Consider the following 20,538-nt stretch of genomic DNA (forward strand, 5'->3'; position numbering starts at 1 on the left):
AGATGCCTTCAATTTTAATAGTGAAGACTAGAATAAAAATTTAAATCCGGGTGCCCATGGTGGCAGTAGCCAAGCTAAGGGAGGGATTTAACAATTAGAGGGTTTTAGGAATATGAAAATAACAGCAAAATTGAACTGTAAATAGAACGAATTCAAATGGATGATAATTTAAAAATCACCTGCTACGGTGAGGTGCTGTGGGATGTATTTCCAACGGGTGAGAAGATAGGAGGGGCTCCTCTAAATGTTGCGATAAGGCTTCAGAGTATGGGCGTGAATACCAGCATGATGAGTTGTGTTGGAGATGATGTTCGCGGGCATAAAATTACGGACTATCTGAGAGGTTTGAAGCTAAACACCTCATGTATAGAGATGCATGCTGATTTCCCTACCGGAATAGTTCAGGTGACTTTGGATAAAACCGGGTCGGCAACCTATGATATCAAGTATCCGGTGGCCTGGGATAAAATTTCTTTAACTCCAAAAATGGTTCAAGCCGTTGAATCATCGGATGCTTTTATTTATGGGAGCTTGGTTTGTAGGGATCCTCAAAGTAAGCATACGTTGTTTGAATTGATTCCTAAATCAAGTTTTAAGGTCTTGGATGTGAATCTCAGACAGGGTTATTACACTCAGGATCTTTTACTGGAGCTGATTCAAAGTGCTGATTTTATAAAATTCAATGACGATGAGTTATTTGAAATTGCGCAAATGATGGGATCTACTTTCAATTCATTGGAGCAAAACCTTGAGTATATTAAATCCAAGGTTAGCGCAAGCTCCATATGCGTTACCAAGGGGAGGCATGGTGCCTTGTTGGTTCATAATGATAAGTACTACTACAATAGCGGTTATAAGATCACAGTAAAGGATACCGTGGGTGCTGGGGATTCTTTTTTAGCAACATTATTGGTCAAACTGTTAAGAAATGAAGATACGCAACGCGCTCTTGACTTTGCCTGTGGCATCGGTGCTATGGTTGCCGCTGAAAGTGGAGCCAATCCTGTGTTTGAACAGTCGCAAATAGATGAGTTCATAAATGGAAGACCATTAAAGTAGGGAGTTTATCTACGATATAATTAAAAAAAAATAAACGCATCTAAATCTTTAGGTTGGTTAGTAAGAGGAATTGATGTGGAAAGGGCTACGGCTTGATCCAGGTCTTTTCCTTTTTTTATTTTTTTGTACCTTTATTTGCCTGAGAAGTAAAACCTACTGGCAGCGGGACAGAACTGACTATTACTCAATCCAGTAATAATGAAGAGAAGGCAAAACATTCTTCCAAAAATTGGGCAGTTGTTATAGATGGAATGAGAAAGCTCATTGAATAAAACCACCTATAATGGACAATTTCACACAAACTACATTCAGTACCTGCACAAGAAACTAACTAAAAAACAACGACTAGCAAACCGTTGGAGTCAATTAATATCGATAAAATAAAAATCTTGAAACCTGATTTATATGAAAACTAAAATTAATTTATTTTCACTCATCTTCGCCTTCATAGGCTTGATAAGTTGCAATACCAATCAACCGACACAGTCGTCCAACCTAGAAATCGGTATGTTTAAGGTAGTAATACTTTATCCAAATGGAGAAGATAAAACCTTTGACATGGACTATTATGAAAAAAAAGCACATGCCAATGGTGGCGGGTTTTTTAGGCGAAAATTTAAAGTTCTTTGAAATAGATAAGGGTATAGCCGGCAGAACTCCTAATGATAAATCTCCTTTTGTAGCCGTAGGCTATTTTTATATTAATGATGTCGCTGAATATAATAAAGCAATAGGACAAAATATAGATGCAATTCGGACTGACTTTAAAAATTACACCAATATTACGCCTGTTATACAGATTAGTGAAATAAAGCAGGTGAGATACCTTGACAGAAATAAAGAATAGGAAATCATTGAGGATAACATCTAGTGGACAATACCGAACTCCAGTGAATTACTATGGGCGAGTATCCCACAAAAATCACCAGGGGAGAGCAGTATAACAACTTGGCGAAGCTTCATTTCTGTCCTGCCATTATGCAGTAGTCTTATGGTTGAGCGATAGGGTGTAAATGCCTATTATACGTGCTGGTGTTTTAATTTTTTTTGGGGAGTATCCTGTAAACTGTGTAAGTAAAAAAATATCGAGGGTCATGACCCTCGATATTTTTTATTAATTTTAAATTTTAACACAGTATGAAGAAAGAATGGTTTGATCAAATGAAAGCAATGAAAACTTTTATTCTCTTGAGTCACACGAATTATATCTAAATGAATTACTGGCCAAAGAACTGTGTACACGACTTTTCGGAGCAATCAGTCTAAAGGATTAGATCAAGCAATTTGCATTAAAAATGAACCAATCACAACCAAAAATTACTCAATGGATAAATCAAACAGAGAAACACTCTATTTAAAATCAAGAGCGCAATGGCGAAAATGGCTGAGCGATAACCACCAGATAAAACAGTCTATTTGGCTGGTGTGTAATAATCAAAGATCAGGCTTACCAACAGTTCCTTGGGGTCAGTTGGTTGAAGAGGCACTTTGCTTTGGCCGGATTGATAGCACCAGAAAAACCATTGATGAGTTTACTTTCAAGCAGATGTTTAGCAAACGGAAGCATAGTAGCACATGGTCAAAAATAAATAAAGACAAAGTACAGATGCTTATTGATAAAGGACTTATGACAGAGTCTGGTTACCAAACTATTGAGGTTGCAAAACAAAACGGATCCTGGGCTCTGTTGGATGCGGTTGAACAGCTCATAGTACCAGCAGATTTAGAAGAAGCCTTTGAAAGACATAAAGGTTCAAAAAATTACTTTCTGGGTTTGAGTAAATCGCTTAGAAAGATGATGTTGCGTTGGATAGTTCTTGCAAAACGGCCAGAGACCCGACAAAAACGTATTGATGAAATCGCAATGCTTGCCGGTGAAAACAAAAGACCAAAACAATTTTAATCCGTAGTTTGTTTCAAAAAATGTACACATAACCAAAGTGAATCTTAATTATTTGGGTTCTAATATGTTTTTATGCATTGCCCTATATAAAAACATCGCCTATTTTTATTTTATTGAACTTATCGAATTGTGAGAAGTATAGTTTATTCCAATTTCTAGAAATCCTAGAATCGAAAAAGTAGAAGGAGAGCGCTCAGGCTTGCAAACCAAGAGCACTTCTCATCTTCTCATCTTCTAATATAATATCCCTTTAGATTCCAATAAATAGCTTTGAGATATTAGGATACAAGGAATGGACTATACCTACTTAGAATTTAAGTATGACAGTTTATTGTTAAATATTAGATTTGAGAACTGGAAACACCCTATAAATCGCGTTGATTCCTCTTGGGATACACGAAAAAGGATAGGAGAGGGCGAGGTCCTGTAAACACCTCTGTTTCTTATGTATTAGGAGCATTAAGTAAAAGAAAGTAAATTAAAAATTAAGTTCGTTTAGAAATGATTTCGACAAAAAAGATTGTTTTTTTGATCCTAGGCCCTTTAATATTTGCGTTACTGCAATTATTGGATACCCCTGAGGGAATGCCTGAAAGTGCTTTTGATATGTTGTCCATTACAGTTTGGATGGCAATTTGGTGGGTCTCAGAGGTTATTCCTATAGGTGTAACAGCACTTCTGCCAATTGTTTTATTTCCGTTGACAGGAGCAGTAGATATTTCAACCACAACAGCCTCCTATGGACATAAATATATCTTTTTATACTTGGGAGGCTTCTTGCTGGCCATAGCTGTAGAGAAATGGAACTTGCATAAACGAATTGCCTTACACATAATTAAAACGATTGGAACGGACGTATCCAAAATCATTTTGGGATTTATGGTTGCAACCGCATTTTTGTCGATGTGGATATCAAATACCGCAACCAGTGTTATGATGTTGCCTATTGGAATGTCAATTGTATTCCAATTAAAGGATAATCCACATACAGAAGAAAATGAAAATATAATTTTTGGGAAGGCATTAATGCTGGCAATTGCGTATAGTGCGTCATTAGGTGGTATTGCGACGCTTATTGGGACTCCACCCAATCTTGTGTTTGCCGGGTTTATTGAAGAAACCTATAATATAGAGATCTCTTTTGCAAGTTGGATTACATTTGGATTGCCAATTTCAGTGATTCTTTTAGCCGTTTCATGGTATTATTTAACCCATCATGCTTTTGTCTTTAAGCAAAAACAATTCCCCGGTGGTAAAACAGAAATTCAGCGGTTATTAAATGACTTGGGTCCCATGGAAATGGAAGAAAAAACAGTTTTAATTGTTTTTATATTGACCGCATTTTCTTGGATTACCAGATCATTTTTTTTCGAACAGCTTATGCCGGGCATAGACGATACTGTAATAGCTATAATCGCAGGAATTATATTGTTTATATTACCGACAAGGAAGAAAGGAGAGCCCATAATAATATGGAAGGATGCCGTTAATATTCCTTGGGGAATAATCCTTTTATTCGGGGGCGGATTGGCATTGGCCTCTGGATTTCAAGTCACGGGATTAGCTACTTGGCTTGGAAGTCAAGTTGAGCTGCTTGAAGGTCTAACTTTACTTGTGCTTATTGTGGTCATCGTAACGGCAGTTAATTTTATCACTGAATTAACGTCAAATACCGCCACCACAGCCATGCTGTTGCCCATTTTAGCGCCCATTGCGATTTCTTTGGATATTAATCCTTATATGTTGATGGTGGCAGCCACACTTGCTGCATCATGTGCGTTTATGTTGCCGGTAGCAACACCTCCGAATGCAGTGGTCTTCGGGTCAGGTTATTTGAGTATCAAGGATATGGTCAAGGCAGGATTTTGGATGAATTTAATTTCAATTGTTATTATAACCTTTGCTGTATATTTATTACTTCCCTTATTATGGGATTTTGATCCAGTAGATATTGAACTTTTTGTAACAAGGAAGTAGAGGATAAACCTTACACTAATGTATTATCGAATCAGAAGAAAGAATTAATGTGGAAGATCTTCAAAAAATCGGTGATTTAGAAAAACTGAGCTTAGAAGATGTTTTTGGTTATTAATGCAAAATTACACTCCCTGAACGGCTTCCGGTAGAGGAGTCAACAGGCTCTAATTTACCCAAGCATGTTCCACTGATTGGTTTATCAGTGCAATTTCTATAGTGTTTTAATTTAACATTTTTACCAATTCGATTTTAATTCGAGTGTGTTTACGCCTATGTTATAGGCATAAACGGCAGCAGGAACATAGGTTAAATTAATATCCTCTATTGTTTTATTATCTAAAATATCGATTGTGGTTACCAGGCTTGCGGAAAAATTATTTTGATTACAGAAATATATCAAGCTTTTTAATTCTTGCGGTTTTTCAAAATAACGATTACTCCATTTTATTTCTACACACCATTGCGGTTGAAATAATTTGTTGTCCAGTAATACGATATCAACTTCACCTTCGGAGCGCCCCATTTTCCAACGAGCATATTTTAAATCAAGATTTTCTCGATGCATCCATTGTAAAAAAAAAGCTGTTTCTACCATATTACCCATTTCATTATCTGTTTCTGTAATTCCAAAGCTATCGGAGATGGAGTAGAACTCGTTGTCGAGGAACCTTCGGAAAAACCCTTCCAGTTCCGGCATGATTAGGTGCACGCCATGGGTACTGTGCTTGATGGAAAAGGCAATCTCCGACTGTACCACGTGCAGGCCGTTGGAGCAGACCATACGGTAGAAGCCGAAGTGGCCCGAGGTACGCTCGCTGCCATCGTAAGAATTGGTGAACCGGAGCATAGGCAGGATGGTGTCCGCCTTGTTGCCCACGGAGAACTGGGTACTGTCGGAAAGGATAAAGTCCATACTGAAGCTGCGGTCCGAGCGGTTGATGGTCTGGCGGTAATAGGTCAGACCTGCATCGATGAGCATTTGTTCCGCTTTGGCGAAGAACAGCTCATTGGGGATGTGCCCATAGCTTTTGGACACGATGTTCACAATTTTGCCATTGGATACAATGACATTTTCAAGCCCTTTACGGGGTTCCATTTGGGTAAGTTCCCTGAGGGGCCTTACCGCGGACGCTACAAAGACCTCGTCCTGTTGCAATTTGTCTAAATACATAATACATGGATTTAAGGTTAAACAATATTTGCAGGGCACCCAAACGGAAGACAGGCCGTGGAGCGGCAAGGAAACGGAATATAAAAAGAGAGGACGGAACGGCTTTATGCCGTCCCTTGTCCGGATACGGGCTGCGACGTTTACCTTGCGCAAAGGATTGGTTGATGGTTTGTTTGTTCTACGGTATTTTCATCATCTTATGGCATATGGTACTTAAAGCCATTTACCAATGTCAAATTTTAGGATATGGAAGAGCAGGAATGTGGAATTCAAATTCTATCTGAAAACCTCTATAGGGTAGCATATCCCAATCAGGGAGGTTTACAGAACCAATTCTGATTGAACCAAAGGTATCTTGCGTGTTCTTGGTAGATAAGAGTTGCGCTCACCGGCAACCCGAGCGTGGAAATGTGAAATCCGCCATTGGTCCAGTTATCGTGTCCAGTGAGAATTTCTCCAGCTTCAATAGTATGGAGGACAAGATGTCCCTTAAGGGCTTTTCATGTTGGGATTTATTTTTTCGAGTGCTAGTTTATAAGCAATATCCAGCGCTTCATTGGCTTTTACCTTTACATCTGGTTCAACTCCTTTCCCTTCCCAATTGGTCTTTGTAATGGGACTGATGGCTTTTCCAGTGGGGATCCATACAATAAAATTTCCGGATGCATTGAATTCTTCCCCAAAATTGGCGGCGCCGGCAGTGGTTTCCCCTACAATGGTTGCCCGGCCGAGGCTTTTAAGGTCGTAGGCGAACTCTTCCCCGGCAGAAATCGTTTTATTGTTTGTCAGGACATAGACAGGAACATTTGGCATTCTTTCCCCATCTACATAAGGTAAGGTCCAGGATTGGATAGTCGTGTTTTCTTTCTTTTGATAGAAGTCGATTAGATGTACCGGTTCATCCGAGTACAAATAGCTTATCAAAAGCTGAATCATTGTGGGGTCCCCACCAAAATTATTTCTCAAATCGAAAATGAGTGCATCACAATTGGAAACAAATTGCATTGCTGAAGATGCTGTTTTCCCTCCATATAGGGTGGGTGCAAAAGCGGTTATTTTAATATAACCGATATTGTTTTCCAAAATTTTCAACTCTTCAAAGCCATAATTGAACTTCCGTACCCGTTCATTGACCCTATTGAATTTTTCGGCTGGATCCTCTTTTTTTGAAGGACTTCTCAATCGTGCCGCTTTTTCTTCATCATAAGCAACACCAATATGTTTATCTTTGCTGATCGTGAACAAATGGCTTTTCAGTGAGTCGGCAAAAACGGTTTTGTCTGTAATCATTTTGTATTCACCGCGTTTGTACCTTTTTAGTAAATCTTTGGCCATTAAGTCCGCCACTTTTTCAAACACGTATTTATCCTTCAGTTGATAGTTGATGGAGTCGATGATTTCTTTTTTATGGGCATTGGTTAAATTCCCACTTTGAGCGTATGCTGCAATTGAGGTAGCTAACATACATATGATGATACATTGGAATTTCATTTTTCTCTATTAAGGTTGAACCATTTTATAGGCTTTAAAACGGACACAAGTTTTATGCCAAGAAATTCCGGTATAAAATCGGAATCTTTTATTTAAAGACGAAGAGAAATTATCAATGTTGCAAATAGGCTTACTTTGGATAAAATGGTTTTTATGAAATAAACTGTCCTTAAAATCATGAAGCAAATTTATTGTTGCTTTGACGGATATGTGCTGCGACAACTAGCTTTGTGACTTATTGTCTAAAGCTTCATTCCCCATCGGGCGGGTCGAAGAGATTTTGCTGCCGGGTTGTGGTTTCCGTTCCGGATTTTGTGGTATTGGCTTTCATACGCTCTTTCAGGGCCTGACGGCGTTTGTCGTAAATCCAAACTCTGAGCCCTTTCAGCAAACCCTCCTGATAGCCGGAAAGTTTCTCTGGGGCAATTTCGACCATAGCCTCGAACTGTCCGGCATTCTTAAAAGTCTTGGCGTATTGCAGCCCGCACCAGATATAAATGTTCACCCACTCACTGGCCAATGGCGATTCGAAGGTACGGGGCATCATATAGGCTACTACCTCTGTCAGAGAGGCCATCCGCTGTCCCTGCATCTGGGCCAACAGGCGGGCCAGGGGAATGTCGTTAAGCAGGTGTTTGGGCACGGCATCCTGCCAGGAGTTCGGATAGACAATAATGGGGCTGCTCAGGCAATCCATAAAATCGAAGACAAAATCGGACTGGTCTTGTTTCGGGGGCTTTTGCTTGGATTTCGGTTGTGCCAGTGGCTCTAAATCAAAGCCGAAATCGAGTTGGTGCGTTTCAGGATGTTCCATGATTATAACTTTTAGGTTCAACATTATTTTCAGTTCGGATCAAACGGAAGCGAAAATTTTAACGAGGCAAGGAAACGGAATAAATTGGCCTGCAGATGGGCAGGTGGTGGGAGGGGAGTGGCTTTATGCCGTCCCTTGTCCGGGAAACATTTTCCGGGTTTATCTTGTGGAAATAATGTTGGGCTACTTATTGATTACTATGGACTCATTGGAGTTGAGACAAAGCGGACTTAACCCCTTCCTTTTTGTGGCCCGATGCTGACCGGGAAGTGCAGTGTCTCATTCCAGTTTTTTCCGGAATGGGGAAGCAGAACGGGAGCAAAAAGGAAGGGGTTGTGTCCAAGACTATTTTGACGATGCGCATTTCCCGGATTTCAGGGTAACGGAAAGAAGGGGAATGGGCTGAGGAATAGGTTTCTTCTAAATTATTTCGATAGGGCAGCGAAACCCATAATTATTTAGCTTTTTTTAGGAGTTTTTTATTAACTTGGGAACTATTTTTTAATGGCTATATTCTTATTAAATGTAAAGCCGACCTTGTCTTGTGATAAAGCAAAAGTCCCCTCTTCGACCGGTTTGGAAAAGGATTTGGATTTACAATAAAATATGTTGGCTTGAAAATTCCAGGATCAAAAATTTCTTTTAGCCTGGTGGAATTACGATATAAACTGAACATGGTTATAATTATAACGAACTAGAATGCAGTGTAAATACAATATTGACATAACTGATAGTGTTAAGTTCGTTAAAGACTTAAAAACAAAACCATTTGTAGAAATCGACGGGGAACACATTTGGAGTTTAGGCTATGATACAAAGCCTTTTGACGATGAATATGACCCACCAGATAAATTTCCAAACTGTTGTGGCTATCATAAAAGTATTGTTGAACATACAGATGAATGGTTGATTAAATTTCCTAATTGTTGTGAAAGTCATAAAAAATTGAAAACGAAGTATTGGTTTAAAAAGGAGAATTATAAGTTTCTGTCATTAAAGGTTGTTAATGAATTAGCTTTTACCGAGAATTTTATTGCAAAAAATTTAGAAAGTGATTTATGGTATAAAAACATTACAGACTATATCGAATACTCAATCGATAGCTTTGGAATTCCTAATATTGGTGGTGACAGGTATTTAGGGAATCTAAAACATTGGCTAAAGAGTACCGAACCCACTGATTTTGATTTTCCTGAATCTAAACGGAGTAAGTTATTAGAGTTTATTGATAAGTTTTATTCTCCAGGTAAGAAAATCAATACAGATTTAAATATATTACATACAACATTTCAGAAATGGTTGAAAACCTTTCCTGACCTTCCATTCTTTAAAGAGCTTAAAGAAAAACTAAAAGGAAAAATACCTTTCAACTTACTCCTTTACGAAACAAATCATAACAGATTCACAGGATTAACAAAAGCTAAGATTAGAACACAAAGCGAGCTTATTGAAATTTTAATTAACTCAACAAAGAATTTATTAGGTACTATTAACACTCCAAAGTTATTCGCGAATGGATTAATTTCTGACAAAGTAAAATATCAAATTGATTTACTTAATGAACAACATAAAGTTAGGCAAAACCAGCTTCTAATTGACTATTCGAAGAATGAAGTTAAGTATGTGAAAATCATAAAAAAATGGCTAAAAAACGAAAGATTATTTTTATCAGAACTTAAGCCCATAATAAAAAACTATAACTCAATGCCAAAACTTTTTACCACCGAAAAAAGAGAAGCTTTTGATAAACCATATCTAAAAGTATTTCTTAGAGACAAAAGCGAAATTGAAGAAGCAGCAAGTTTAATTAGCTCCCTTCAATCAGTTAGGAAAGCTAATGTTACTGATAATGCGGAAAAGGATATTACTGTTTATCCAGCAAAGACTTATTCAGTTGATGAAATGATTGCCGAAATAGACATTGCTCTTGATTCATATTTGACAGGAGGAACCCTTGACCCAGTTTTTGAAGATAAAATAGATTCATTAAGCGAAAAAGGCTATGAAGATATTTTAACACATATACGATATTATGGGAAAAACTTAGAAAAGTTTAAAAAACTATATGACAAGTTTGATGAAGAAGGCTTTAGGGAGTTTTTCCTTCCTCACTTAAATTCAATTTCTAAAAAGCATTCTGCTACTGGTGAGACTTTTAATAAAATAGGAAAAACTGACATTTTAATACAAGATGAGAACGGTATAAATGTTTTTATAGCAGAATGTAAATTGTGGAAAGGAGAATTGGAATTATTAAAGGCAGTTGACCAATTATTAGAGAGATATGTAACATGGAGAGATGAAAAAGTTGCACTAATTATTTTCAATAAGGATATGAAGAAGTTCAGTGAATTGCTAACCAAAGCTTCGAAAAAATTAACCGAGCATCCATTATTTGATAATTACATTGGGCCAACTAGCGATACATCGTTTAGATACTTATTTAAACACCCTGATGATAATTCAAAAAAAGTATATTTAGAGTTGATTGTATTTAATTGTATATAAGAATAAAAGTACCTAATGTTATGGCAGTTAAAGTGCCAAATATCAAGGTATGTAGCCCGCTTGAACTGTGTAGCGCTTTGACAAGTAAATGTCATGCAATCTGCTACATTCATACAATTTACTGTTATAGCGAATTAAAACAAACAATATGGAAATTAGAAACATTATTGCCAGACTTAAGCAATCAGAGTATAAATATTCTGAAGCCCGAGGAATCAAGGAGGAATTAAAAAGAAAGCCTCTATCAGAGCAGCTTGAAATTGTAAACAAACTTCGGGAGGAATCACGAAAAAGCGATAATTCGGACATTATTGATGTCATTAACGATATTATAAATGAATTAGATAAAAAGTAATAAATGGACTATGCTCTTGAAATAATAGCTTTGGTGGTTTCAGTTTCCGCACTGATTATTACATATCAAAATCGAGTTGATAACAAAAAACAGACAAAAAAATCTAACGATAAAGCAGATAGAGCAATAAAGTTATCAGAGGGAAATGTAGAAATGGGATTGCGTAACTCGATAAGCAATGCGAGAACTAATGTGAACTCTGCGATAAGAGATTTAGAAAACTTCAAACTGCAAAACCCAAACGCTGACTTGAAAATAATGACTAAATTATTTTGGTCATCTGTAGAAGACTTACTAAATCAATATGAAAGGGCGTGTATGCTCTATTTAGATGACAAATTAGACAAAGTTCGATTCCGAATTGAGTATTCATCTGAAATCAGAAATGTGGTTGAAAAAGGCGAATACAAGGAGAAATATTTTCCAGCACACACATCAAAGTATAAAGCAATTTTAAAAGTCTATGATGAGTGGGAAAATTTAGAGAAATAACTAGTTACAATAATGTATCCGCAATATTGGCAGATATGACCACGTCCCAGTGCACTCGGAATTTCTAAAGTTTGTGCTAAACTGAAAATTAAAGCATACTAAACCGTAACTGACGGTTATACGAAACGTTGGGCATAATATGAACTAAATGAAGTTAAACACAAAATATTCAGAATTTCTAAAGAGAATTAATTCTTTCAAGAATGACCTTGAAAAGTTAACAAAGCAAAATATCAATAATGCATCCGAATATGAAAATTTAGAAAGTTCATTTATCGCCTACAAAGACAACTGCGCAACCTACATTGAATCGGTCTTTTCAGAAGACATTAGCTTAAATTTTTCAAATCTAATCAGATATGAAAATCGTTTCAATGTAGGAATGGAAATTCCGCTAAATCAAAAAGCCAAGAATCTAAATAATAGAATTAAGAAAAGAATTAAAACTATTGAATACTTAGTTCAAATAGTGGAGTTAAGTGACCCCCTATTTTTAGGAAGGCAATTCGAGCAAGAAAGGTCAAATCTAACTACAAATGAAAAGGCAACATTTTTATTATCTAAACTTTATTCTCTACGAAAAACAAATAAGCTTTGGGATACTAAAATGATTTTTGAGTTAAATCAAATAGAGTTAGATAATTATGATGAGGTAAGAGGAATTACAAAAATATTAGAGAATAATGGTTATGTTGAGACTATAGGAACTAAAGATGGTTTATCAGCTAAGATAACCTCAGTAGGCAAGTTATTTTGGGAAGAGAACTCTAAAAATGTTAGTAATAAAGAAACTGAAAAAATTATGGATATATTTATTAGCCATAGCAGTCAAGATGCCGATACTGCAAAATTGCTAATTGACTTGCTTAAAACATCTCTGAATTTAAGTTCTTCAAGAATTAGATGTACAAGTGTAAATGGCTATCGACTTCCTGCTGGCGCATCTACCGATGAAACGCTGAAAAAAGAAGTGCACGATTCAAAAGTTTTAATAGGTTTAATTTCGCCTAAAAGTATTAATTCTGCCTACGTCCTTTTCGAATTAGGAGCTAGATGGGGAGCATCTTTACCTCTGATACCTTTAATCACAAGCGAACTTGGAAGTGAACTTCTTAAAGGACCCTTAAGCGGAATCAATGCTTTAAATTGTTGTGAACCTGCTCAATTACAACAATTAATATCGGATTTAAAATCTGAATTAGAAATAACGGGTGAATCACCTGAAGTATATCAAGATAAGATTGAATCATTAGTAAATCACTGTTTAAAAGAGCTTCTTCCATCCGCTGAGGAAAGTAAATCATCATTTAAGCAAACAGCACAAAAGAATAGCAGTCCTTCAAAGGATGATGATGATAAGATAAAATCTTATTGTGAAAAGGAATGGCCTAATGATTATTCAATGCGAGTACTTTGTATAAAAGAACAAAGAGAGGCGAAAAAGGATATTGAAACCTTTAAACCATTGGATATTCCCGAAGATGTATTTAAAAGTATATTAGAAAAGGCAATATCTGAATGGCCAACAGATTATACTATGCAAGTTCACTCTCGGAATGAACAAATAGAAGCATATATAGAATTGAATAATTTATAAAATACTATGCCCAACAAAGATGGCTATAAGTATTGCTCATTCTCGCCTACTTCTGAAAATCCGCAAGGATTTTCAGTTTGGTGTATACTTGCAAAGTTAAGTGCTAAACCACGCAACTACTCATAGCCGAAACCGTTAGGCGATAGTTTATTTTGAAACTCTATGGAATATGGAGATAAAACAATTTATGGCGCTACCAAAAACGTAGATGAAGATCTGCGTAAAATAATTGCGTTGTTAAATGACGAAGTTTCTAAACTTGTCAAGAAAAATGAGGTTGATTATCTATTGATTTCTTTGCGAGCAATAGCTAATTATACAGGTGTACTTTTTGAACGTTTAATTTCATACCAGGACTTACCGATTGAATACACTGCTATCTCTGCAAGAAATCTTTTTGAATGCTATTTAATCGCAGCTTATATTATTAGTGATCCTTCTAAAGGGAAAGAGTTTATTAGCCAAAAACCCCGTGAAGAATTAGAGATTAATGAAGGATTTCTATCATTGACAACTAAAAATACCTCAGAAGAAAGTATAAAATCTATACGTGATAGGATTGAATATATCAGAGAAATTGTGAGAGTGAATCATCTAACTCCATCAAAAAACTGGACCGTTAGTCATCTTGCTAGACAAACAAATAACGAACAGGAGTATAAGGCTTTTTTCAAACTTTATTCAAAATATATTCACCCTTCATCGTGGATAATGAATAGTAATAGATATGAATATGACAACCCTGTCTTTAAAAATATATTCCTATTACAAGGGCAACATTATACAAGTTGTATTACAAAACTCATTGATGAATATCTAGGAAATAAAACCATCGCCTAATTGCGGTTGACCCGCGAAACGTTATACACAATGCGTGGAGTTGCTACCTTTACTCGGACATAAAATTTAAGACTGTTTGTTATAAAACAAATATCTTAGAAACATGAAAAAACGCTATTACAGCCCCGAATTAAAAGAACAAGCAGTTCGCTTAAGTTATCAGCGAGAGAACATAAAAGAATTAGCAGACGAGCTAGGGATAGAAGTAGAAAGAATCTACAAATGGCGCAAGGCAGCTAAAACAGCTACATTGCCTAAGTCTGAAAGACCAATACCTGATGACACATTAGAGGTTAAAAGACTACGCAAAGCTCTTAGAGAAAAGGAACTTGAACTTGAAATATTAAAAAAGGCCGTGCACATCTTCTCCAAGAGCGATGGGAGATCTATGGATTTATAGCCAGTTATAAGCATTTATACCCCGTTGAGAAGATGTGTAGAGTTTTTAAAGTAAGTAGGAGTAGTTTTTACAGATGGTATACGGCCAGACCATCAAAACGAAGATTGGAACTTAGCCTATTTACGGATTTGATTAAAAAGGAATTTGACCAGAGCAAAAAACGATATGGCTCTACACGAATAGCAGAAAAACTTAAACGTAAAGGTTACTGTATATCCAGATGTAGAGTGGCTAAAATCATGAGGGCGAACCATTGGGCAAGCAAACACAAAAGAAAATTTAAAGCTACCACAGATTCCAATCACAGTTATCCTGTTTGCAGAAATTTATTGAACAGAAACTTTAATCCCAGTAGATTAAATGAAGCTTGGGTTAGCGATATTACCTATATTCAAACCAATCAAGGGTGGCTATACCTAACCACGATTATTGATTTGTTTGACAGGCAGGTAATCGGCTGGTCATTAAGCACAAGTTTACATACCGATCAAACTATTATTCCAGCCTGGAAAATGGCTGTAAGCAAGCGTACTATAAAGATGGATTTAATATTTCACTCAGATAGAGGAATACAATACGCCTCAAAAACATTTAGAACTTTTATTAAATCAAACTCTTTGGTAACCCAATCTATGAGTAGAAAAGGAAATTGTTGGGATAATTCCGTTGCTGAATCCTTCTTTAAAACTTTAAAGGTAGAACTTATTTATGATGATGATTTTAAAACCATAGAGCAGGCTAAAACCGCTGTTTTTGAGTACATCGAAATATGGTATAATAGAAAACGTTTACACTCTTTTTTAGGATATAAAACTCCTTATGAAGTAGAACAAGAATTTTATCAATTTAAAAATGTAGCATAGGTCTTAAAAAAAATGTCCGACTTTTTGTTGCAAGTCCAAAAATAGAGCGTATCGTTTTCTGCAATGATATTGAAATAGGTGCCGGGAAACATTTTATATATACCCTCAAACCGCTTTAATTCTTGTGTGGTATAATTAATCTTCTTGGACTCCAATGGTTCTTTTTGATATTTTTTTAGCAATAAATCAACGGTTTTGTAAACAATTTTAAGAGGTGCAAAATCATTGTTATTTCCCAACAATACTATTGAGAGTTTATGCTTGGGAACGTGTAAAATATAGGAACGAAAACCTGCATCACCACCTCCGTGGAAGACTACCTCCAAACCTTTATAGTTTTTGAATTCAAGACCCAATCCATATTGGACTATTTTCCCCGAGTTAAGGGCTGTGCTTTGCTGCATTTCCTGAAAAATATCCTGATCTTCAGGATGTTGAAAGTCAATAGCCCATTTACTCAAATCGTTGATTGTTGTGCTTATACCTGACGAGCCGTTTGCCATAACATTAAAAGCGTGGTTCTCATATTGTCCATTGTTCAATCTATAGGAATACGCTTTGTTTTTTACAATTAATGACGGGTCATCCACGGCTATGCTATGTGTCATTCCCAAAGGGGAAAAGATTCTGTTTTTCAAGATTTCCTGAAAAGGTTCCCCTATAATACGTTCTATAATTTCTGCAAGTAATACATATCCGGTATTGTTGTATTCATATTTATTCCCGGGTTTAAAATTTACTTTTTTAATACTCAATAGCATTTGTACCACTTCCCTATGTGTCATTCTATCTTCAATTCCTATTCCACGAAGACGGGCTAATTCAAATAGGTTGGGTAAACCGTGGGTGTGGTTTGCCAATTGGCGAAGTGTGATTTTATATGGGAGTTGTTTTAATTCAGGGAGGTATTGACTTAGATCATCTTCCAATAATAGTTTACCTTCTTTTTCTAATGATACGGCCAAAAAGGCGGTAAATTGCTTGGAAACAGAGGCAATATGAAAAACTGTAGAATCGGTTATGGGAATTCCGTGTTCCATATTCGCTATGCCTATTTGGTTGGAATAGACAACCTTTCCTTTTTTTATGATTGCCATTGCAATTCCCGGAGTACCGGGTTGATAGTAGCTGTTTACTATTGAATCTAATTTGTCCAGCTGTTTTTCTTCAATGTCGTTTTGTGCAAACATGTATTGAAAAGACAGCATTAAGAGGATTACGATTAAGAACGGTTTTTTCATTTCTGTATTTAATTTTTAGCAAAAATGGTATTTAAAACCGTCAAAAATGTCCGATTAAAAAAGTCGGACTGATTTTAAAGGAGGAAATAGCATCAGATTAATTGGGTAAAGCTGATTTTCTATATGCTGTAGGCGTTTGGTTTGTTACCTTTTTAAAAGCAGTGTAAAAAGAAGATTTGGAGTTAAATCCTACCTGATAAAGTATTTCCAAAATGGTGAGTGCTTTGTTTTGTTGATTTCCTAAAATTCTTTTGGCCTCCTCAATCCGATATTCATTTATAAAATCAAAGAAGTGTTTTCCCAAATGATGATTGATAAGTATTGATATTTCTTTTTCTGGCATATCGAGTTGGGAAGCTAATTTTTGAAGAGTCAATTCGTAATCCAAATACGGTTTTTCATTTTCCATATAAAAAGTCAATCTTTTTATGGCTTCGTTGGTGGAATCAAGATCTTTTTCGATTGCTCTTTTGTACTTATCTATGGTTGATTTTATGGGTTCCAAAGTTGTTCTTATACCTGTAAAAAGGTGGGGGCTGTATAAGGCTTTCAAGACAAACCAACATATAACGGACAAAGAAGAAATACTGATTAAAACATAAATGTATTGTAGTATATACTGGTTATTTTGAAAATAAAATGTTCCCAATTTCATTAATACGAAGACGTGGGCGATACAAAAAATAAACGTCATCTGGAATAACCATTTATAGCTCGAATAATCAGGGGTTGAATAGTTTTCCAAATAGACTGTCTTATACTTTTTAAGGACAAAAAAGATGGCGATGATATAAGAGAAGTATTGTACTTCTCCCACAATTCTCAGGAATAAAAGGCTTTGATGGGAATAGGAGGTTGTTTTGAGGATAAAAAGAAACAGGAAAAACTAAACCGTATGCCATAGATGTTTTGGTTTAAAGGTAAAATCTGAATAGCAAATAGTGAGCACGTACAAGTAAAATGCAGGCATTTGCAGTAGTGAAGAAGCCGATTTCAGAATTTGAAAATTCGTATACTTGGCATACCCGTCGGCCAAGAATAAACCTGTTAGGTCAAAAGCAGTGATGAGGATAAATAGGGCAAATATTTGATTGGGTAATCTTTTATTGCCCTTAACGGTAAAAAGAAAAACAGAAAAAAGCACCATCAGAAAAACAACGATTTTTCCTATACTGGATATTATAGCTATATGGTTCTCCAATAAAACTTTGGTTTTTAAATTAATTATTACCGATCTGTTTTTCTATCACAAATATAAATCTTTGTTTATAAGGCGGTAGGATATGAAATTTTTTTATCTCTGCTTGACTTAACATAATTATGAGTTTTTGGAGAATTCACTTTAAGTACTGTCCAAAAAACATTTGCTTATTTGCTCCTCAAGGTCACAATAGAAATGGTCTTTAAAGCTAGTTTGTAGTTATAGTGGAAAATATTTTTCATTTAGTGTTTTAAAATGATTTTAATGGAAAAAAAGAGAAACTTACTTATCAAAGGTAGTCTTTAGACTTTTTTGTTTTTCAGGACATAGGAGAGCGCTTCATCTTTTGTTTCCTGTTTGGATTTCCTGTGGTTTCTCAACAACCAGTTTTCGAGTTTTTCCTTTTCAAAGAAAATCACTTTACCATTGGGTTTGGAAAATGGGATTTTGTTGTCTGAGGTCAGCTTGTAGAGATAGCTTTTTGAAATACCGGTATAATCACTGGCTTCATCAAAAGTTAGGACCCGTTTATTGAACGCAAGAAGCTTTTCAATTCTTTCCAGGCGTTTTTCTATTTCGAGATTGTTCATCATTATTATAGATTTTGATTACAAACAAAGCACTTTAAATTCTAGAAATAAACATAAAAAGAATGACGAAATAAATTTTAAGAAGTGCAAATTTTTTATTCACAAAAAATTGATAATGAGCCTCTTGATGTTATTTGGTTGCAACTGCGTTTAAAATATAGGTAGTTGATTAAATCGAATATGAAAAGATATGAACTGCTGATAAATAAGAACATCTTAAAACATTGAAAACTGGAGTTATTAACAAAAATTAAGTCCTAAAGCACGAGTTTATTTTTAATATAAAAACTAAACTATTAGTTTATATATTTTAGTAATTTCAAACTATTTTATATATTTGGTTTGTTTTTTCATAAAAAACTATATTATGAGTTTAGAAAAAGAAAATAAAATAAACTCTCTTATGCAGGGGTGGCCACAAAATGCTGTGTACCTTACTTCTTGGTTAGTAGAGAATGGATATTCTCACCAGCTATTAAACCGATATAAAAAGAGTAATTGGATTACCTCTTTAAATAATGGAGCATTCATAAAAAGTGGTGGTACAGCAACTATTGAAGGAGCTGTATATGCTTTGCAATCACAAGGTAAAGTTAGTATTCATCCAAGTGGTAAATCAGCCTTGAATCTATTAGGAAAAGCTCATTATCTTGAATTTTCAAGACAACAGTATATTCTTTTTGGTAATAAAAATGAGCGAATACCTTCTTGGATGAAAAATCACAATTGGGGAATGGAGATAAATTATTATCCCACGTCATTTTTACCTAGTGACTTGGGTTTAACTGAAATAGAAATGAATGGATTCTCTATAAAAATATCAGGTGCAGCACGAGCAATAATGGAATGCTTATATTTAGGTCCCAAAAGGCAGGATTTAAAGGAATCCTTTGAGCTTATGGAGGGCTTGAATAATTTACGTCCTAAACAAGTACAACAACTGCTAGAAGCTTGTACATCTGTCAAAGTAAAGCGATTGTTCTTATATATGGCTCATAAATGCGGCCATCCTTGGTTAGAATTTGTAGAAGTTGAGAATATTAATCTGGGGAAAGGGAAGCGGCAAATTGTCGCTGATGGTTTATATAATCCGGAATATAAAATAACAATTCCTAAAAATTTGGTGGATGAATAATTATAAGAATCAGGTGCGTTTACTCCTAAGTGTGATTCCAGAAGTGGCAAAGGAAAAGTGTTTTGCCCTTCATGGAGGAACAGCTATAAATTTATTTGTAAGAGATATGCCTAGGTTGTCTGTTGATATTGACCTAACATATATACCTATAGAAGATAGAACAACTTCTTTTACTAATATTAATAATGCTTTAGGTGAAATAAAGAAACGGCTGAATATAATTTTCCCAGACTTATCGGTCGAACACCAAAAAGACAAACTCAAATTGCAGATAAGCAATAGGGAAGCCTTAATTAAAATTGAAGTAAATCAAGGTATAAGAGGTCTAATAGGTGCCCCTGACACTTTATTGTTATGTGATAATGCACAAGAAGATTTCGATGCTTTTTGTTCAATTCAAGGAGTGTCGTTTGGGCAATTGTATGGAGGTAAAATAGTGGCTTCGTTGGATAGGCAGCATCCCAGAGATTTATTTGATACTAAGGATTTGCTGGAAAATGAGGGGTTTACAGAAGAAGTTAAAGAAGGATTTATATTTACATTATTAAGTAGCAAAAGACCTATTAAAGAAATTCTATTTCCTAATTTTATAAATCAAGAACAAGTTTTTACAAATCAATTTATGGGAATGACAGAAAAACCCTTTTTATATGAAGATTTCGAGCGGACCCGTGAAAAACTTGTTCAAGTTTTAAGAGAAGCGCTTACCGAAATTGATAGAACTTTTATTATAAATTTTGAAAATGTTTCTCCTGATTGGAGTAGTTATGATTTTGAAAAATTCCCAGCCATACAATGGAAGCTTCAAAACTTACATGCACTTAAAAAGAATAATCCTGAAAAGCATAGTTCAAATGTAAAAGAACTGGAGAGATTACTTTTTAGTTAATCTGAATATGAA

General features: G+C 35.5%; 19 protein-coding genes. 13 read left to right on the forward strand and 6 right to left on the reverse strand.

The window, feature by feature from the left end; translation table 11 throughout:
- Window positions 1-156 precede the first annotated feature (156 nt).
- The 4 genes from I215_RS06565 (at window position 157) to I215_RS06580 (ending at window position 4,939) form a co-directional block, all read left to right on the forward strand.
- On the forward strand, window positions 157-1,059 hold the full coding sequence (locus tag I215_RS06565; protein WP_008991183.1) for a carbohydrate kinase family protein: 903 nt from the start codon (window positions 157-159) through the stop codon (window positions 1,057-1,059).
- Between the two features lie 535 nt (window positions 1,060-1,594).
- A complete protein-coding gene (locus I215_RS06570) occupies window positions 1,595-1,906 on the forward strand; it encodes an EthD family reductase (RefSeq protein WP_202802592.1) in 312 nt (103 codons plus the stop codon).
- Between the two features lie 477 nt (window positions 1,907-2,383).
- A complete protein-coding gene (locus tag I215_RS06575) occupies window positions 2,384-2,962 on the forward strand; it encodes a YdeI/OmpD-associated family protein (protein WP_040459938.1) in 579 nt (192 codons plus the stop codon).
- Between the two features lie 501 nt (window positions 2,963-3,463).
- Window positions 3,464-4,939 (forward strand): SLC13 family permease, encoded by a 1,476-nt coding sequence (locus I215_RS06580; RefSeq protein ID WP_008991185.1) that lies wholly within the window; start codon window positions 3,464-3,466, stop codon window positions 4,937-4,939.
- Between the two features lie 235 nt (window positions 4,940-5,174).
- Here I215_RS06580 and I215_RS16475 read toward each other — a convergent pair whose 3' ends face one another.
- Window positions 5,175-6,110 (reverse strand): DUF932 domain-containing protein, encoded by a 936-nt coding sequence (locus I215_RS16475; RefSeq protein ID WP_083852489.1) that lies wholly within the window; start codon window positions 6,108-6,110, stop codon window positions 5,175-5,177.
- A 5-nt stretch (window positions 6,111-6,115) separates the two neighbouring features.
- Here I215_RS16475 and I215_RS16140 point away from each other — a divergent pair, with 5 nt between their 5' ends.
- The gene (locus I215_RS16140) at window positions 6,116-6,394 is read left to right on the forward strand and encodes a hypothetical protein (protein ID WP_156800216.1); all 279 of its coding nucleotides are present in this window, start codon (window positions 6,116-6,118) and stop codon (window positions 6,392-6,394) included.
- Window positions 6,395-6,599: 205 nt separating this feature from the next.
- On the opposite strand, the gene I215_RS06590 is transcribed toward I215_RS16140, so the two are convergent.
- On the reverse strand, window positions 6,600-7,574 hold the full coding sequence (locus I215_RS06590; RefSeq protein ID WP_008991188.1) for a S41 family peptidase: 975 nt from the start codon (window positions 7,572-7,574) through the stop codon (window positions 6,600-6,602).
- Window positions 7,575-7,851: 277 nt separating this feature from the next.
- Window positions 7,852-8,415 carry a hypothetical protein gene (locus I215_RS06595; protein ID WP_040459941.1) on the reverse strand — a complete coding sequence of 188 codons (564 nt, stop codon included), beginning with the start codon at window positions 8,413-8,415 and terminating at the stop codon, window positions 7,852-7,854.
- Between the two features lie 699 nt (window positions 8,416-9,114).
- Here I215_RS06595 and I215_RS16360 point away from each other — a divergent pair.
- From I215_RS16360 to I215_RS06635, 6 genes are all read left to right on the forward strand, one after another.
- Window positions 9,115-10,923, forward strand: a complete 1,809-nt coding sequence (locus I215_RS16360) for a hypothetical protein (RefSeq protein ID WP_008991190.1) — start codon at window positions 9,115-9,117, stop codon at window positions 10,921-10,923.
- 148 nt (window positions 10,924-11,071) lie between these two features.
- The gene (locus I215_RS06610) at window positions 11,072-11,278 is read left to right on the forward strand and encodes a hypothetical protein (RefSeq protein ID WP_008991191.1); all 207 of its coding nucleotides are present in this window, start codon (window positions 11,072-11,074) and stop codon (window positions 11,276-11,278) included.
- Window positions 11,279-11,281: 3 nt separating this feature from the next.
- Window positions 11,282-11,770 (forward strand): hypothetical protein, encoded by a 489-nt coding sequence (locus I215_RS06615; RefSeq protein ID WP_008991192.1) that lies wholly within the window; start codon window positions 11,282-11,284, stop codon window positions 11,768-11,770.
- A 148-nt stretch (window positions 11,771-11,918) separates the two neighbouring features.
- Window positions 11,919-13,367, forward strand: a complete 1,449-nt coding sequence (locus tag I215_RS06620) for a toll/interleukin-1 receptor domain-containing protein (protein ID WP_008991193.1) — start codon at window positions 11,919-11,921, stop codon at window positions 13,365-13,367.
- 162 nt (window positions 13,368-13,529) lie between these two features.
- Window positions 13,530-14,207, forward strand: a complete 678-nt coding sequence (locus I215_RS06625; RefSeq protein ID WP_008991194.1) for a DUF5677 domain-containing protein — start codon at window positions 13,530-13,532, stop codon at window positions 14,205-14,207.
- 103 nt (window positions 14,208-14,310) lie between these two features.
- Window positions 14,311-15,470 (forward strand): IS3 family transposase gene (locus I215_RS06635; protein WP_156800217.1). Its coding sequence is split into 2 segments (ribosomal slippage): window positions 14,311-14,551 and window positions 14,551-15,470, totalling 1,161 coding nucleotides; the frame shifts between segments, so codons are not numbered across the junction.
- Here the strand turns inward: I215_RS06635 and I215_RS06640 are convergent.
- The 3 genes from I215_RS06640 to I215_RS06650 all read right to left on the reverse strand — a co-directional run bounded on the left by I215_RS06640 (window position 15,449) and on the right by I215_RS06650 (window position 18,502).
- Window positions 15,449-16,711, reverse strand: a complete 1,263-nt coding sequence (locus tag I215_RS06640; RefSeq protein ID WP_040459942.1) for a serine hydrolase domain-containing protein — start codon at window positions 16,709-16,711, stop codon at window positions 15,449-15,451. The genes I215_RS06635 and I215_RS06640 overlap by 22 nt on opposite strands.
- A gap of 97 nt (window positions 16,712-16,808) precedes the next feature.
- Window positions 16,809-17,216 carry a helix-turn-helix domain-containing protein gene (locus I215_RS15695; protein ID WP_162131559.1) on the reverse strand — a complete coding sequence of 136 codons (408 nt, stop codon included), beginning with the start codon at window positions 17,214-17,216 and terminating at the stop codon, window positions 16,809-16,811.
- Window positions 17,217-18,214: 998 nt separating this feature from the next.
- On the reverse strand, window positions 18,215-18,502 hold the full coding sequence (locus I215_RS06650) for a helix-turn-helix transcriptional regulator (RefSeq protein ID WP_008991198.1): 288 nt from the start codon (window positions 18,500-18,502) through the stop codon (window positions 18,215-18,217).
- Between the two features lie 367 nt (window positions 18,503-18,869).
- On the opposite strand from I215_RS06650, the gene I215_RS06655 reads away from it, so the two are divergent.
- Window positions 18,870-19,637, forward strand: coding sequence for a type IV toxin-antitoxin system AbiEi family antitoxin (locus tag I215_RS06655; protein ID WP_008991199.1), 768 nt, complete (start codon window positions 18,870-18,872; stop codon window positions 19,635-19,637).
- Window positions 19,630-20,526, forward strand: a complete 897-nt coding sequence (locus I215_RS06660) for a nucleotidyl transferase AbiEii/AbiGii toxin family protein (protein WP_008991200.1) — start codon at window positions 19,630-19,632, stop codon at window positions 20,524-20,526. Before I215_RS06655 ends, I215_RS06660 begins: the two co-directional genes overlap by 8 nt.
- Window positions 20,527-20,538 lie beyond the last annotated feature (12 nt).

The organism is Galbibacter marinus (assembly GCF_000300875.1).
GTDB classification, from domain to species: Bacteria; Bacteroidota; Bacteroidia; order Flavobacteriales; family Flavobacteriaceae; genus Galbibacter; species Galbibacter marinus.